Origin of the sequence: Microbacterium sp. M, assembly GCF_045181065.1 — a bacterium.
Classification (GTDB): domain Bacteria; phylum Actinomycetota; class Actinomycetes; order Actinomycetales; family Microbacteriaceae; genus Microbacterium.
In genome coordinates, this window is record NZ_CP173721.1 from 2,051,162 (window position 1) to 2,065,850 (window position 14,689).

Here is a 14,689-nt window from a genome sequence, read left to right on the forward strand (position 1 = left end):
GTGTTCACTAACCCGTTCATTTAGGTTAGCGAGCATTAACTGAGATGACAACCCCGATCACGGCGCGCGATCGCGCCAAGGCCGAGCGCTCCGGTGCCCTGCTGACGGCTGCCGCGACGATGTTCGCAGAGCGCGGCTTCTCCGGCGTGAGCCTGGAGGACATCGGCGCCGCCGTCGGCGTCTCCGGCCCCGCGGTCTACCGTCACTTCGCAGGAAAGCAGGCACTCCTGGGCGCCCTGCTGGTCGGCGTCAGCCGTGACCTGGTCACCGGCGGAACGGCGGTCTCGGATGCCGCGTCCGGCGAAGAGGAGCGGATCCGAGCGCTCATCCGATTCCACGTCGACTTCGCCCTCGGTCACGCCGACGTCATCCGTGTGCAGGATCGCGATCTCGCATACCTATCGGACGCCGATCGCGCCGACGTGCGTCGCCTTCAGCGCGATTACATCGATCTGTGGATGACGGCGCTCGCCGCGCTGCGCTCGGTGGGGTCCGATGAGCTCCGCCTGCGGGTGCAGGCGGGATTCGGCCTGATCAACTCGACCCCGCACAGCACCCGCTCGGCCGCCCGCAGCCAGGCCGCCACAGCCGCCGTCCTCACGGACATGGCGTACGCGGCGCTGACGGCCTGACTTTCCTCCGGCCGGTCAGGCCATCAGCATCGCGCGCCCCGGTTCCTGCAGAATGTCGGCGACGTCCTTGAGGAACCGCGCGCCTTCGGCTCCGTCCACGACCCGGTGGTCGAAGGACAGACTCAGCGTCATCACCTGACGCACCGCCAGTTCGCCGCGGTGCACCCACGGCTGCGGGCGCACGGCCCCCACTGCGAGGATGCCGGACTGTCCCGGCGGAAGGATCGGCGTGCCTGCATCGATCCCGAACACGCCGATGTTCGTGATCGAGAACGTCCCGCCGGCGAGCTCGGCCGGCGACGTGCGCCCGGATCGTGCGGTCTCGGTGAGTGCCGAAAGCGCGTCGGCGAGGGCGATCAGCGACATCCGCTCTGCATCCCTGATGTTCGGGACGATCAGCCCGCGCTCGGTCGCGGCGGCGATGCCGAGATCGACGTAGTGATGCTGCACGATCTCCCCGGCCTCGCCATCCCAGCGGGAGTTGAGCCCCGGCGTTCGTCCCAGTGCGAGACACACCGCCTTGGCGATGACCACGAGCGGGCCGATCCGATGCGCGGACAGCGCGCGGTCCTCGCGCAGCGACGTGATGAGGTCCATGGTCGCGGTGACGTCGACCGTGTGGAAGCAGGTCACGTGCGGCGCGGTGAAGGCGCTTTGGACCATGGCCTCCGCGGTGTGCTTCCTGACTCCGCGGATCGGAATCCTCGTCTCGCGCTCGCCCTGGGCGGATGCCGCGACCGGCCCGACCGCAACAGGCCGCAGGGCAGGAGAATCGGGCGCCACGCGCTCGGCGTACGCATCGACATCCGCCCTGGTGATCGGCCGATCGCCGACCTCGGCGGCGACCAGGACGAGGTCGACGCCGAGCCGCTTGGCGTGTGCACGCACAGGCGGCGTCGACCGCGGCCGCTCCCCTTGAACCGTCTCGACCGGCCCGGTCGGGAGAGCATCGTGCGGTGCGGCCTCGAGCACCGCGGTGTCGATGACGGGTGCCGCGGTCCCTGCGGCGCGGCGCGCACGCCGCGCCGGCCGCGCTCCCCCGGAGGGCGCGGCGCCATAGCCGACCAGGTTCGCCTGGGCGGCCGGTTCGGCTGCGTCGGATGCCGCGGATGCCGTCTCATCGGCATCCGGTGCGGAACCCGTCTCGCCCTCGATGTCGAAGGCGATCAGCGGCGCCCCCACGGCGACCGTGTCGCCTGCCTCCGCGTGCAGCGTCGCGACGACGCCGTCGTACGGCGACGGGAGCTCGACGATCGCCTTGGCGGTCTCGACTTCGGCGAGCGTCTGATTGAGCGCCACGGTGTCGCCCGGAGCCACGAGCCACTGCACGATCTCTGCCTCGGTGAGTCCCTCACCGAGATCGGGAAGTCGGAAATCGGTGGTCATGCGCCCGCCTCCGTCATGCTGTTCGGCCGGTCGAGGACGCGGTCCACGGCGTCGAGGATCCGGTCGAGATCCGGGAGATGATGCTTCTCGAGCTTCGCCGGCGGATACGGGATGTCGTGCCCTGTGACCCGCAACGGCGGGGCCTCGAGGTATTCGAAGCAGCGCTCGGTGACGCTCGCGATCACCTCGGCGGCGACGCCGGCCTCTCGGGATGCCTCGTGCGCCACGACGACGCGGCCGGTGCGACGCACGGACGCCGCGACGGTGTCGTAGTCGACCGGGGACAGCGAACGCAGGTCGATCACCTCGAGGTCGATGCCGTCCTCCTCGGCGGCGGCCGCGGCATCCAGAGCGGTGGAGACCATCGCCCCGTACGTCAGCACGGTGGCGTCCGCCCCCCGGCGCACGACGTGGGCGAGGCCCATCGGAACGGTGTCGGCGAGCGGTGCGTCCAGATCGACATCGCCCTTGTGGTGATACAGCCGCTTGGGCTCGAAGAAGATCACCGGGTCGTCGCTCGCGATCGCCTGGCGCAGGCACCGGTACGCGTCCTCGGGGTTCGACACCGCGACCACCCGGAGTCCGGCCGTGTGCACGAAGTACGCCTCCGGCGACTCGGAGTGATGCTCGGCAGCCCCGATGCCGCCTGCCCACGGGATGCGGATCGTGATCGGCATCTTCACGCGCCCCTGCGTGCGGTAGTGCAGCTTGGCGACCTGCGAGACGATCTGATCGAACGCCGGATAGACGAAACCGTCGAACTGGATCTCGACCACCGGGCGGTATCCGCGGAACGCCAGCCCGACCGCGGTGCCGACGATGCCGGATTCCGCGAGAGGGGTATCGATGACTCGCGCGGCTCCGAACTCGTCGATGAGCCCGTCCGTGATGCGGAAGACGCCTCCGAGGCGGCCGATGTCCTCTCCGAGGATCACGACCTTGTCGTCATCGCGCATGGCCTGCGCGAGACCCGCGCCGAGTGCCTTGCCCAGTGTCATCTCGGTCATCTCACGCCTCCTGATCGAACGAGTTCAGGTAGGCCGCGTACGCATCGCGCTCGCGGGCGAGCCCGGTGTGCGGCTCGGCGTACACGCCGTCGAAGACCGTGAGCGGCTCACGGGTCACCATTCCGATGCACGCGGCACGCATCTCGCGCGCCGCGATGTCCGCCTCGGCCTGAGCGGCCGCGATCTGCGCGTCGTCGAGTTCGCCACGCGCGGTCAGGTGCGCCTCCAGTCGGGCGATGGGGTCGCGCGTGCGCCACGCCTCGAGCTCTGCCGGGTCGCGGTACCGCGTCGGGTCATCCGCCGTGGTGTGCGGGCCCATCCGGTAGGTGACCGCTTCGATGAACGCGGGGCCCTTGCCGCTGCGCGCGTGCTCGAGCGCCCAGCGCATGGCCGCCAGGCACGCCAGGACGTCGTTCCCGTCGACGCGGAGGCTCGGGATGCCGAAGGCCGGGGCACGCCCCGCGATCGGATAGCGCGACTGCACCGATACCGGCTCGGAGATCGCCCAGTGGTTGTTCTGGCACACGAACACGGCGGGAACCCCGTAGGACGACGCGAAGATCATGGCCTCGTTGACGTCGCCCTGACTGGTCGCGCCGTCGCCGAAGTACGCGACGGCCACCTCGTCGGTCTGCTCGCGCTGAATACCCATGGCATACCCCACGGCGTGCAGGCTCTGCGCGCCGATGATGATCTGCATGGGCGCGCAGCGCAGACGCTCCGGGTCGTACGCCGCCCCCTCCTCGCCTCGCCAGGTGCGAACGAAGTCGGCGGGCTGCGCGCCACGCGCCAGGATGACGCCGGTCTCTCGGTAGCTGGGGAACACGAAGTCCTGCGGTGCGAGTGCGCGCGCGGTGCCGATCTGCGCCGCCTCCTGCCCCTGGCACGGCGCCCACAGCCCGAGCTGGCCCTGACGCTGCAGCGCGAAGCCCTCGGCGTCGATCCGGCGCAGCACGACCATGTCGCGGTGCAGCGCCCGCAGTCCGGCGGCGTCCACATCGGCCACGAAGCGGTCCAGATCGGGGTGCGTCAGACGGGTGCCGTCCGGAGCGATCAGGCGCTCGACGAGGTCCAGGTCCTGAGCGGTATCGGTGATCGGAGTGGTCTGCGGTGACATCTTCGTCCTCCTCGGTCGCGTCGCCCCTCGTGGGGGCGCTGCTGCACGGCGCCGACATCGTCATCGGCTTCTTCGAGGCTATGTCCGGTGATCACCTCGCTCAAGCATCTTCGAGCGCATTGAGCATGTTGCACATTCTAGGCTCGGACGACGCTGCTACGGTTGAGCACTATGTCAACCCTGGACCGCATCGACCTCGAGCTTCTCACCGTCCTCGCCGATGATCCGCGCGCCACGATCGTCGCGCTCGCCGAACGACTGGGGCTGTCACGCAACACGATCCAGGCTCGGATGTCCCGACTGGAGCAGACCGGCGTGCTGCTGTCCTACGAACGCGCATACTCGCCGGAGGTGCTCGGATTCCCGTTGCAGGCCTTCATCAGCATCGGCCTGCGTCAGACCGAGCTCCCCCGGATCACCACCGAACTCGCGCGCATCCCCGAGATCCTGCAGGTGCACGGGCTGAGCGGATCCATCGATCTGCTCGCGCGCGTGGCCTGCCGTGACGCGCGGCACCTGTTCGACACGGACGCGCGCATCCTGTCGATCGAGGGCGTCGAGCGCACCGAGACCTCGCTCGCGATGGGCGAGGTGATCCCCTATCGGGTCGCCGGCCTCATCGGCCTCGCGCGGCGGGAAGCCTGAGGAAGCGGCGGACAGCGCCGGCCGCTTCGGCCGGAGTCTCGTAGTGGATCAGGTGGCCGACGTCGGCGATCTCGACGATCTCGGCGTCCGGGAAGGTCGTTGCGAGGCGCCGCTCGGCTTCGATCGGCGTGATGTCGTCCTGCTGTGCGGCGACCAGGAGAGTCGGTGTCGTGATCCCGGGTGCGAACTCGCGGACATCGTGCGACACGCTGGCGACGAACGCATCCTTGAGGACGTCGCGGTCGGCGAAACGCGAGAAGTACGTGTCGTGCTGCTCGTGGATGAATCGGCGCAGCTCGGGATCGCGGGTCTTCGCCATCGTGATGCTCATGACGCGCACGATCAGTCGATTGCGCAGCAGAGCGGTGCCGAGCCGCTCGGGCAGCTTCGCACCGAGGGCGTAATAGAGCACGGCGAGCCGTGTCATCAGACCCTTGGGGCCCTCCAGCGCCGGAGCGCCGATCGGATTGATCAGAATCAGCTGCGGCGTCTCCAGCCCGCGAGCGACGGCGGCCGACGCCACGATGGAACCGAACGAGTGGCCGAGTATCACCGCTCCGGGGGCGACACCGCGAGCGAACTCGATCAGCCAGTCGGCGTACCGCTCGAGATCGTGCGCACCACCGGGCAGCGGTGCCGTCTCGCCGAAACCGGGCAGGTCGGGCGAGATCACGCGAAGATCGGGCAGATACGCCAGCACGGGTTCGAGTCCGTGATGCTCTCCGCGGAAGCCGTGAACGGCGATGACGGTCGGGGAGTCCGCATCCCCCGGGTCTCCGTATTCCCAGTACGCCGTCGTCCCGCCGCCCGCGTTCGTCTCGAGGCGCCGTACGGGCAGGGCGTTCAGTCGGTCGGCGTACGGCGAAGGCATGATTCCGAGTCTACGGGCGCCCCGGCGCGGAGAGTCTCCACGCCGATGTCGGAGCCTGGTTCTACCGTGAACAGCATGACCGACGAGACCATGCTTCCCGACTGGCTCACACGCGTCGGCGTCTTCGATCTCGAGACCACCGGCGTCGACGTCAGCACCGACCGCATCGTCACGGCGCACGTGGGTGTGCTCGATGCCAAGGGCCGACAGATCGCGGCGCGCTCCTGGATCGCCGACCCCGGCATCCCGATCCCCGACGGCGCCGCAGCGATCCACGGGTTCACCACCGAGCGCGTCCGACGCGACGGACGTCCGTCGGCCGAGGTCGTCGCCGAGATCGCCGGTTCCCTGCGGGCGCTGCTCACGCAGGGGGTGCCGGTCGTCGCGTACAACGCGTCGTACGATTTCTCGCTGCTGTTCCACGAGTGCCTGCGCCACGGCATCGAGCCGCTGCAGGACCCGTCGCCCGTGATCGACCCGCTCGTGATCGACAAGGCCGTCGACCGGTACCGCCGGGGGAAGCGGACGCTCGAGGTCGTGGCCGAGCACTATTCGGTGACGCTGGACGGCGCGCACGAGGCATCGGCCGACGCGATCGCTGCAGGCCGCGTCGCGCAGGCGCTCGCTCGCCGATTCGACCTCCCGCCTTCGGCATCCGAACTGCACACGCATCAGATCGGATGGGCGCGCACGCAGGCGGAGAGCCTCACGGAGTACTTCATCAGCATCGGACGCATCGACCCCGAAGAGACCATCGACGGCACGTGGCCGGTGCGAGATGGTGCGGCATCCTCCTGAAGAGGGATGCCGGGGCGGATGCGATCTGCCTAGGCTGAACGCGTGACCGACCTCCTGGGCTGGATGACCGTCGCGGTGGTGTTCGGGATGATCCCCGTGCTGCTGTACACGGGAATGCGCCATGTCTTCTCGCGCAAGCCGGTCGAGGAGAAGTACCAGGGCATGGCGGCCGGCGGTCTCGTCGGCGTCTTCGACGCCGTCTGGTCGCCGAGCGCGCACGAGGCGAGCCAGGAGCGCGACAGGCAGCAGCGGGCTTCCATCCCTGCGCCAACTCCCGACAAGGGACCCGGCGTGATGGGCGCCGACGGCCGCATCGTCATCGAGGTCGACGAGGGCTGAGCCCACCGACGACGAAGGTCCCGGCTCCAACGTGGAGCCGGGACCTTCGCGGGAAGCTGGTTACTTGCTGCCGCCGAAGCCCTTGAAGCGCTGGTTGAACTTCTCGACGCGTCCGGCCGAGTCCATGATGCGCTGCTTGCCCGTGTAGAACGGGTGCGAGGCGGAGGAGATCTCGACGTCGATGACGGGGTACTCCACGCCGTCCAGCTCGATCGTCTTGTCGCTCGACACCGTGGAACGGGTCAGGAACGTCTCGCCCGAGCCGAGGTCGCGGAACACGACAGCCTGGTAGTCGGGGTGAATGTCAGTCTTCATGGGATTCCTTACGTGGCGCCCTGGATTGTGCCAGGGACGAGGGAAGTCTGTGGGTGCTGATGCACCAAGGATCGAGTTTAGCAGATCACGCGGCGCGGGCCGCATAGCGGCCGCCATCCGCGTTCAGCACGATCGTCAGACCGAATGTCTCCGTCAGCGTCTCGGATGTGAGTGCCTCGGCGATCGGTCCCTGCGCGACGACGGCACCGTCCCGCACGAGCAGCACATGCGTGAACCCCACCGGAATCTCTTCCACGTGGTGGGTGACCATCACCATCGCCGGCGTCGTCGGCGATGAGGCGTAGCCGCTCAGCAGGGCGAGCAGCTCCTCTCGCGAACCGAGGTCGAGCGACGCGGTCGGCTCGTCCAGCAGGAGCAGCTCCGGGTCGGTCATGACCGCGCGGGCGATCTGCACCCGCTTCTGCTCGCCGTCGCTCAGCGAGCCGAACAGGCGATCGGCGAGGTGATCGAGCTTCCACTCGCCGAGCACGCGCAGCGCGCGTCGCTCGTCGATGTTCTCGTACTCCTCGTTCCAGCGACCCATGACGGAATACGCCGCGGTGAGCACAGCGTTGATCACTGTCTCGTCGCGAGGAATGCGCTTGGCCATCGCGGACGAGGCGAACCCGATGCGCGGACGCACCTCGAACAGATCGCTCTTGCCGAGCGTCTCTCCCAGCACGGTGACCGTCCCCGACGTGGGGTGCAGGAGCGTGTCCGCCAGTTGCAGCAGCGTGGTCTTCCCCGCGCCGTTGGGGCCGAGCACAGCCCAGCGCTCGTCGTCCGCGACCTGCCAGGTCACATGATCGACGATGTTCCGACCATCACGGCGCACGACGACATCGGTGAGATCCAGGGCACTCGGCATGCCTTCAGCCTAACGTCTCAGCCGGCGAGCTCTCGGTAGAGCGCACGCGTGGTGTCGGCAATGGCCTCCCAGCTGAACTGCGTGCGGGCACGCTCGCGACCGGCAGCGCCGTACTCCTTCGCTCGCCGCGGGTTTCCGGTGACCTCGGCGAGCACCGCGGCGAGATCCGCGACGTAGCGGTCGGGATCGACCGGCGTGCCGGTGCCGTCCTGGAGCTGCTCGATCGGCACCAGCCGTCCGGTGACGCGGTCGTCGACGACCTCCGGGATGCCGCCGGTCGCTGTCCCGACGACAGCGGCGCCGCACGCCATGGCCTCGAGGTTCACGATCCCGAGCGGCTCGTACACGGACGGACACACGAACGTCGTCGCTGCGGTGAGGATCGCCGAGAGTTCGGCGCGAGGCAGCATCCGCTCGATCCAGATCACGCCGTCGCGGGTCTGCTGGAGTCGACGAACTCCTTCCTGCACCTCGGCCATGATCTCTGGAGTGTCCGGTGCCCCGGCGCACAGCACGATTTGCACGTCGCGCGGTAGCTCGGCGACCGCGCGCAGCAGATACGGCAGCCCCTTCTGACGCGTGATCCGACCGACGAAGACGACGGACGGCCGAGCAGGGTCCATGCCGATGCTCGTCAGGAATCCGGCATCCTCGACGGGATGCCAGGCATCCACGTCGATGCCGTTGTGTATCACGCGCACCCTGGCCGGGTCGACCTGCGGGTAGCTGCGCAGGATATCGGCGCGCATACCGGCGCTCACCGCCACGATCGCGGCCGCGTTCTCGTAGGCGAGGCGTTCGATGCCGCTGGAGACCGCGTAACCGCCACCGAGCTGCTCGGCCTTCCACGGGCGCAACGGCTCCAGGCTGTGCGCGGTGAGGACGTGCGGGATGCCGTGCAACTGCGACGCGATGTGCCCCGCGAAGTTGGCGTACCAGGTGTGCGAATGGACCAGATCCGCCCCGGCGATGTCGCCGACCATGCTGAGGTCCGTCCCGAGGGTCTGGATCGCGGGGTTCGCGGCGGCGAGTTCCGCCGGAGTGCGATAGGAGGTCACCGCGGTCTCGGAGCGGTCGGCGCCGAATGCGCGGACCTGCACGTCGATGCTGCGACGCAGCGCCGAGACGAGCTCGGTGACGTGCACACCGGCCCCACCGTAGATCTCCGGCGGGTATTCCTTCGTGATCATGTCGACGCGCATGTCTGAACGCTAGTACAGCGACGCTTTCGGGATCTATGGTGGAGCCATGGCGGTCCCCAAGAAGGTTTTCGGCATCATCCTCGCCGGCGGCGAGGGCAAGCGACTCATGCCCCTCACGGCGGATCGGGCGAAACCGGCGGTGCCGTTCGGCGGACAGTACCGCCTGATCGACTTCGCGATCTCGAACCTGATCAATTCGGGACTGAGACAGGTCGTCGTGCTGACGCAGTACAAGTCCCACAGCCTCGACCGTCACATCTCGCAGACGTGGCGGATGTCCGCGCTGCTGGATTCGTACGTCACGTCGGTGCCTGCGCAGCAGCGCCTGGGGAAGCGATGGTTCTCGGGTTCGGCCGACGCCATCCTGCAGAGCCTCAATCTCATCAACGACGAGAAGCCGGACATCGTGGTCGTGATCGGTGCCGATCACGTCTATCGGATGGATTTCCGGCAGATGGTCAAGGCGCACGTCGCGTCCGGCGCGAAGGCGACCGTCGCCGGCATCCGCCAGCCGCTCGCACTGGCCAATCAGTTCGGAGTGATCGATGCGGATCCGGACGGATCCGGTCGTATCCGCGCCTTCCTGGAGAAGCCGACGGACATCGAGGGTCTCGCCGATTCGCCGCACGAGGTACTCGCCTCGATGGGCAATTACATCTTCGACACGGATGCCCTCATCGCAGCCGTCGAGGCGGACGGCGAGCTTCCGACCTCCGGGCACGACATGGGCGGCGACATCGTCCCTTATTTCGTTGAGCGCGGCGAAGCCGGTTACTACGACATGAAGCAGAACGACGTTCCCGGGTCCTCGCCGCGCGACCGGGCGTACTGGCGCGACGTCGGCACGATCGATTCGTTCTTCGACGCGCACATGGACCTGATCTCCACACTGCCCGTGTTCAACCTCTACAACACGGCGTGGCCGATCCGCACGCAGAGCGTGAACGCTCCCCCGGCGAAATTCGTCCGCGATGCCGTGGGGCGCATCGGCAACACCATCGACTCGATCGTGTCGTTGGGTTCCGTGCTCTCCGGCACGCATCTGGAACGCAGCGTCGTCGGTCCAGGCACACTGGCAGGCGGCGGGTCGACCATCACGGACTCGGTGCTGTTCGATCAGGTGCACGTCGGCCAGGGGGCGCGCATCCATCGCGCCGTGCTGGACAAGCACGTGATCCTCGACGACGGCGCGACGGTCGGCGTCGACCGGGAGCGCGACATCGCCCGCGGATTCACGGTCACGGAGTCGGGGATCACAGTGGTCGGGAAGGGCATCAGGATCGAGCGCTGAGCGCGTCGGGACGAACAGCGTGCTCGCGCGTGTGCCCTAGGCTTTCACGCGTGAGTTCCGCGCGCTTCCTCGTCGTCCTCGATGCCGATTCCACCCTCATCCGCAACGAGGTGATCGAACTCCTCGCCGACGAAGCGGGCCGGCGTGCCGAGGTCCAGGCCGCCACCGAGGCCGCCATGCGCGGCGAGGTGGACTTCGCGGCGAGCCTGCGCTCGCGCGTACAGGCTCTCGCCGGCGTGCCGACGTCGGCGTTCGCACGCGTGCGCGCCCGGATCGAGCCGACCCCCGGTGTGCGGGAATTGACGGCGGCCGTGCACGAACGCGGCGGAGTCGTCGGCGTCGTCTCCGGCGGCTTCCACGAGATCCTCGACCACATCGCGCCTGACCTCGGCGTCGACCGATGGCGTGCGAACCGGCTCGAAGTCGACGACGACGCGCTCACCGGACTCGTCGACGGTGAGATCGTGGATGCCGCGGCGAAGGCCTCGTCGCTTCAGCAGTGGGCTGCGGAACTGGATGTCCCCGACCGCGCCACGATCGCCATCGGCGACGGCGCGAACGACCTGCGGATGATGGCCGTCGCCGGGCTCGGTCTCGCCTTCAACGCGAAGCCGGCCGTGCGCGAGCAGGCGAGTCTGGTGATCGCGCCGGTCGACCTGCGCGAGGTCATTCCGCTGCTGCCATAGCCACGGCGGCTCGGCGCCACGGATCTAGCGCGATGTCCGTGGCCTCGATTACCGTCGGGACATGGACATCATCCTCGTACCTGGCCTCTGGTTGGACGCATCGTCGTGGGACGAGGTGACGCCCGCGCTCACTGCCGCCGGCCACCGTGTGCATCCCTTGAGCATGCCCGGCCTCGGCGCACCGGCCACGGCATCGGGCGGCATCGGCATGGCGGATTGGGTCGGTGCGGTGGTCGAGCGGATCGACGAACTCACCGGTCGCGTCGTGCTGGTGGGTCATTCCGGGGGCGGGAACGTCGTGTGGGGCGCGGCAGATGCCCGTCCTGATCGCGTCGCCCGTGTCGTCTTCGTCGACAGCGCGCCGCCTGCGCCTGGCTTCGGGATCTCCGAGTTCGACGTCGTCGACGGCGTCGTCCCGTTCCCCGGGTGGGGCTTCTTCCCCGACGACGATGTATCCGATCTCACGCCTGAGACCCGACAGCGGACGGCGCCGAAGACGCAGAGCGTCCCCGGCCGTGTGCCCACCGATCCGATCTCCCTCAGCGGCGACCGCCACCGCGTGCCGACCACGATGCTGATGGGTTCGATGGATCGGTCCGCGTTCGAGGCCGAGCTCGAGAACTGGCCGCCCTTCGCAGACGAATACCGCGCCATCGAGGACGCCACGGTGGTCCGCATCGGGTCCGGCCATTGGCCGCAGTTCAGCGTGCCTGATCGACTGGCGCAGCTGATCCTGGATGCGGTGGCCGAATCCTCCTGATATCCGGGGTCAGTGCCCCATGCCCAGGCCGCCGTCGACCGGGATGACGGCGCCCGAGATATAGGCGGCATCGTCGCCCGCGATCCAGGTCACGACGCCGGCGACCTCGTCAGCGGTCGCGAAGCGGCCGGCCGGGATGTTCGCCTTGTACTGCTTCTGCGTCTCTTCCGGCAGCTCGGCCGTCATGTCGGTCTCGATGAACCCGGGGGCGACGACGTTCGCTGTGATGCCTCGTCCGCCGAGTTCGCGGGTCAGCGATCGCGCGAAGCCGACGAGCGCGCTCTTGGACGCCGCGTAGTTGATCTGTCCGGCGGATCCGTACAGGCCCACGACGCTGGAGATGAGGATGACGCGACCGAAGCGCGCCCGCAGCATGCCCTTCGAGGCCCGCTTGACGACGCGGAACGAACCGCCGAGGTTCGTCGACACGACGCTGTCGAAGTCATCCTCCGTCATGCGCAGCAGCAGCGTGTCCTTCGTGATGCCGGCATTCGCCACGACGATCTCGACAGGTCCGAGCGTGTTCTCCACCTCGGTGAAGGCCGCATCGACGGCCGCGGCATCCGTGACGTCCGCGCGGACTGTGAGCGTGCCCTCGGGTCCTTCCCCGCTGCGGGCGGTCACCGCCACGCGATAGCCGTCGCGCACGAAGCGCTCGGCGATGGCGCGTCCGATGCCGCGGTTTCCTCCGGTGACCAGGACGACGCGTCCTTCGCTCATGTGTCAGCACTCCAGCTCGTTCGATCTCGGGCGTTGGCAATCCTATCGGGGCGTTTGACACCGGGCAGATGCGACTGCGAGCCTGTCCCTGACGAAAGGCACACCGTGAGCGACAACAGCATCCCCACCCCGCCTCCCGCACCGGGGACGCAGCCGCCGGCTCTGCCCCACCCCGGCGCCGCCGGGCCCGCGCAGTACGGTCAGCCCGCCGCCGGGTCCGCGATGGTACCGGCATCCGGATACCCCGCCAACGGCTATGCCGCGCACGGATACGCTGCCCCCGGCTACGCGGCTCCGGGCTATGGCGCCCCGGTCTCTGCACCGCGTCCGAACAGCGGGTTGGCGATCACGTCGCTCATCTGCGGCATCGCCGGCCTCGTGCTCGCCGCGTTCCTGGTTCCTCTGATCGCGTCGGTCGTCGCCGTGATCACCGGCCACATGAGCCTCAGCCAGATCAAGCGCGACCCGTCTCTCGGCGGAAAGGGCCTCGGCATCACGGGTCTCGTGCTGGGCTACGCCGGCATCGCGTTCCTGCTCATCATGATCGTGGTGTTCGTCTTTTCACTGCTGGTCTTCGGATCGCTCAGCTTCCTGCCGTTCTTCATGTGATCTCCCGCGCACGCGCGACGGCTCGAAGGTCCATCACGGCACCGATGCCTGCTGACGCGGCGTAGGCTTGATGCATCGTGAAACGCTCCCGTGACGCCGCATCCGTCACCTCGCTTCCGCAGGCGCCGAAGGTCGAGGCTGACTCGCGCACGCGCCGATACCTCATCTCGATGAGCATCAGGATGGTGTGCTTCGCACTGACCCTCTTCGTGACGCCGTACGGGTGGTACACCTGGGTCTTCGCGATCGCCGCCGCCGTGCTGCCCTACATCGCCGTCGTCGGCGCGAATGCCGGCAGCGACAGCACCGTGACGCGCGCCGAGTCGCCGCGACAGGCGCTGGATGCCTCGCCCTCCGCACCGGACGCCGGTCCGGCGCAGCCGACGGTCATCCGTGTCAGCGAGCACGGGCGGAACACCGAGTCGTGACGGATCTGGAATGCTCGCGCGCCGAATGCCGCAGCACCGCGACGCATCAGGTCGTCTGGCGCAATCCACGGATCCACGCGGCCGATCGCGAGAAGATCTGGCTCGCGTGCGATGAGCACGTCGGGTTCCTGAGCGACTATCTGCGCGCTCGCGACTTCCCCGTGACCGTGCGCCCGGAGGTGCCGCAGTGAGCCGGTTCACGCGCTGGAGCCTCTATGTGGTCGTCGCGATCGGCTTCGCCGTCGCGTGCGCCTTTCTCTCACAGTGGCAGTTCGATCGCAGCGAGAGCCGCAGCGCGGAACTGGAACTCATCGAGCGCAACTACGACGCCGATCCTGTGCCGCTCGACGATCTGATCGGGTCGGACGACACTCTCCATCCGCAGAACGAGTGGCGCCCCGTCGCACTCGAGGGCGAATACCTGACCGATGAGCAGGTCCTGGTTCGCAACCGACCGCACGGCGGCACGAGTGCGTTCGAGGTGCTCGTTCCGTTCCGCGACAGCGAAGGGCGAATCCTCATCGTCGACCGCGGATGGGTGCCGCCCGGAGAGGGCGAGTCCCCGGACGCCGTACCGGCACCGCCCTCGGGCGAGGTGGAGATCGTCGTCCGGCTGCGCCCCACCGAAGCCCTGCCATCCTCAGGGCGGGGTGCTCCGGAGGGGCAGGTGCCCACGATCCATGTCCCGACGATCACTGACCGGCTCGCCGAGGGCGGCACGATCACGACGGCGTACGGTCAGCTGGTGAGCGAATCACCGGCGGCAGAGCCGCTCGGCGGTTTCGACAGGCCGACCGCGGACCCCGGGATGAACCTGTCGTATGCGATCCAGTGGATCCTGTTCGCGATCATGGGATTCGTCTTCATCGGCTACATCATCCGAACCGAGATCACGAAGCATCGCGAAGAAGTCGAGGGTCGACCCGCAACGCCGAAGCAGGCTCGCCGTCGCGACAAGGACGCGGATGCCGAGGACGAACTGCTCGACGCGGCGCGCTGAGCGCGTTCCCGCGAC

19 protein-coding genes are annotated in these 14,689 nt (G+C 68.4%); 11 read left to right on the plus strand and 8 right to left on the minus strand.

Annotated elements, in window-relative coordinates:
* Window positions 1–44: 44 nt before the first annotated feature.
* A complete protein-coding gene (locus tag ACI7YT_RS09900; protein WP_406245361.1) occupies window positions 45–632 on the plus strand; it encodes a TetR/AcrR family transcriptional regulator in 588 nt (195 codons plus the stop codon).
* A gap of 15 nt (window positions 633–647) precedes the next feature.
* Here the strand turns inward: ACI7YT_RS09900 and ACI7YT_RS09905 are convergent, their stop codons facing one another.
* Genes ACI7YT_RS09905 through pdhA form a run of 3 tightly spaced genes read right to left on the minus strand, consistent with a single transcriptional unit; the run spans window position 648 to window position 4,142 of the window.
* Complete coding sequence (locus ACI7YT_RS09905) at window positions 648–2,018, minus strand: dihydrolipoamide acetyltransferase family protein (RefSeq protein ID WP_406245362.1); 1,371 nt, start codon at window positions 2,016–2,018, stop codon at window positions 648–650.
* A complete protein-coding gene (locus ACI7YT_RS09910) occupies window positions 2,015–3,025 on the minus strand; it encodes an alpha-ketoacid dehydrogenase subunit beta (protein WP_406245363.1) in 1,011 nt (336 codons plus the stop codon). The genes ACI7YT_RS09905 and ACI7YT_RS09910 overlap by 4 nt, the downstream gene beginning before the upstream one ends.
* A gap of 1 nt (window position 3,026) precedes the next feature.
* On the minus strand, window positions 3,027–4,142 hold the full coding sequence (gene pdhA / locus ACI7YT_RS09915) for a pyruvate dehydrogenase (acetyl-transferring) E1 component subunit alpha (RefSeq protein ID WP_406245364.1): 1,116 nt from the start codon (window positions 4,140–4,142) through the stop codon (window positions 3,027–3,029).
* A 171-nt stretch (window positions 4,143–4,313) separates the two neighbouring features.
* Here pdhA and ACI7YT_RS09920 point away from each other — a divergent pair, with 171 nt between their 5' ends.
* On the plus strand, window positions 4,314–4,787 hold the full coding sequence (locus ACI7YT_RS09920) for an Lrp/AsnC family transcriptional regulator (RefSeq protein ID WP_406245365.1): 474 nt from the start codon (window positions 4,314–4,316) through the stop codon (window positions 4,785–4,787).
* Here ACI7YT_RS09920 and ACI7YT_RS09925 read toward each other — a convergent pair.
* Window positions 4,759–5,658, minus strand: coding sequence for an alpha/beta fold hydrolase (locus ACI7YT_RS09925; RefSeq protein WP_406245366.1), 900 nt, complete (start codon window positions 5,656–5,658; stop codon window positions 4,759–4,761). The two genes, ACI7YT_RS09920 and ACI7YT_RS09925, sit on opposite strands and share 29 nt — an antisense overlap.
* A gap of 45 nt (window positions 5,659–5,703) precedes the next feature.
* Between ACI7YT_RS09925 and ACI7YT_RS09930 the strand changes: the two genes are divergently transcribed.
* Window positions 5,704–6,456, plus strand: coding sequence for a 3'-5' exonuclease (locus ACI7YT_RS09930; RefSeq protein WP_406245367.1), 753 nt, complete (start codon window positions 5,704–5,706; stop codon window positions 6,454–6,456).
* Between the two features lie 42 nt (window positions 6,457–6,498).
* Entirely contained in the window at window positions 6,499–6,795 is a 297-nt protein-coding gene (locus ACI7YT_RS09935) for a hypothetical protein (protein WP_406245368.1), read from the plus strand.
* 60 nt (window positions 6,796–6,855) lie between these two features.
* Here ACI7YT_RS09935 and ACI7YT_RS09940 read toward each other — a convergent pair whose 3' ends face one another.
* From ACI7YT_RS09940 to glgA, 3 genes are all read right to left on the minus strand, one after another.
* Window positions 6,856–7,110 (minus strand): type B 50S ribosomal protein L31, encoded by a 255-nt coding sequence (locus ACI7YT_RS09940; protein ID WP_179438025.1) that lies wholly within the window; start codon window positions 7,108–7,110, stop codon window positions 6,856–6,858.
* An 85-nt stretch (window positions 7,111–7,195) separates the two neighbouring features.
* Window positions 7,196–7,978, minus strand: coding sequence for an ABC transporter ATP-binding protein (locus ACI7YT_RS09945; protein WP_406245369.1), 783 nt, complete (start codon window positions 7,976–7,978; stop codon window positions 7,196–7,198).
* A 17-nt stretch (window positions 7,979–7,995) separates the two neighbouring features.
* Entirely contained in the window at window positions 7,996–9,180 is a 1,185-nt protein-coding gene (gene glgA / locus ACI7YT_RS09950) for a glycogen synthase (protein WP_406245370.1), read from the minus strand.
* A 46-nt stretch (window positions 9,181–9,226) separates the two neighbouring features.
* Between glgA and ACI7YT_RS09955 the strand changes: the two genes are divergently transcribed.
* The 3 genes from ACI7YT_RS09955 to ACI7YT_RS09965 all read left to right on the plus strand — a co-directional run bounded on the left by ACI7YT_RS09955 (window position 9,227) and on the right by ACI7YT_RS09965 (window position 11,917).
* Window positions 9,227–10,471 (plus strand): glucose-1-phosphate adenylyltransferase, encoded by a 1,245-nt coding sequence (locus ACI7YT_RS09955; RefSeq protein WP_406245371.1) that lies wholly within the window; start codon window positions 9,227–9,229, stop codon window positions 10,469–10,471.
* 50 nt (window positions 10,472–10,521) lie between these two features.
* Window positions 10,522–11,157 carry a phosphoserine phosphatase SerB gene (gene serB / locus ACI7YT_RS09960; RefSeq protein ID WP_406245372.1) on the plus strand — a complete coding sequence of 212 codons (636 nt, stop codon included), beginning with the start codon at window positions 10,522–10,524 and terminating at the stop codon, window positions 11,155–11,157.
* 61 nt (window positions 11,158–11,218) lie between these two features.
* Complete coding sequence (locus ACI7YT_RS09965; RefSeq protein ID WP_406245373.1) at window positions 11,219–11,917, plus strand: alpha/beta fold hydrolase; 699 nt, start codon at window positions 11,219–11,221, stop codon at window positions 11,915–11,917.
* A gap of 9 nt (window positions 11,918–11,926) precedes the next feature.
* On the opposite strand, the gene fabG is transcribed toward ACI7YT_RS09965, so the two are convergent.
* Complete coding sequence (gene fabG / locus ACI7YT_RS09970; RefSeq protein WP_376178024.1) at window positions 11,927–12,637, minus strand: 3-oxoacyl-ACP reductase FabG; 711 nt, start codon at window positions 12,635–12,637, stop codon at window positions 11,927–11,929.
* A 105-nt stretch (window positions 12,638–12,742) separates the two neighbouring features.
* Here fabG and ACI7YT_RS09975 point away from each other — a divergent pair, with 105 nt between their 5' ends.
* The 4 genes from ACI7YT_RS09975 to ACI7YT_RS09990 all read left to right on the plus strand — a co-directional run bounded on the left by ACI7YT_RS09975 (window position 12,743) and on the right by ACI7YT_RS09990 (window position 14,674).
* Complete coding sequence (locus ACI7YT_RS09975) at window positions 12,743–13,246, plus strand: DUF4190 domain-containing protein (protein WP_406245375.1); 504 nt, start codon at window positions 12,743–12,745, stop codon at window positions 13,244–13,246.
* Window positions 13,247–13,323: 77 nt separating this feature from the next.
* Window positions 13,324–13,674, plus strand: a complete 351-nt coding sequence (locus ACI7YT_RS09980; RefSeq protein WP_406245376.1) for a DUF3099 domain-containing protein — start codon at window positions 13,324–13,326, stop codon at window positions 13,672–13,674.
* Window positions 13,671–13,865, plus strand: a complete 195-nt coding sequence (locus tag ACI7YT_RS09985) for a hypothetical protein (RefSeq protein ID WP_406245377.1) — start codon at window positions 13,671–13,673, stop codon at window positions 13,863–13,865. Before ACI7YT_RS09980 ends, ACI7YT_RS09985 begins: the two co-directional genes overlap by 4 nt.
* Window positions 13,862–14,674 (plus strand): SURF1 family protein, encoded by an 813-nt coding sequence (locus ACI7YT_RS09990; protein ID WP_406245379.1) that lies wholly within the window; start codon window positions 13,862–13,864, stop codon window positions 14,672–14,674. The genes ACI7YT_RS09985 and ACI7YT_RS09990 overlap by 4 nt, the downstream gene beginning before the upstream one ends.
* Window positions 14,675–14,689 lie beyond the last annotated feature (15 nt).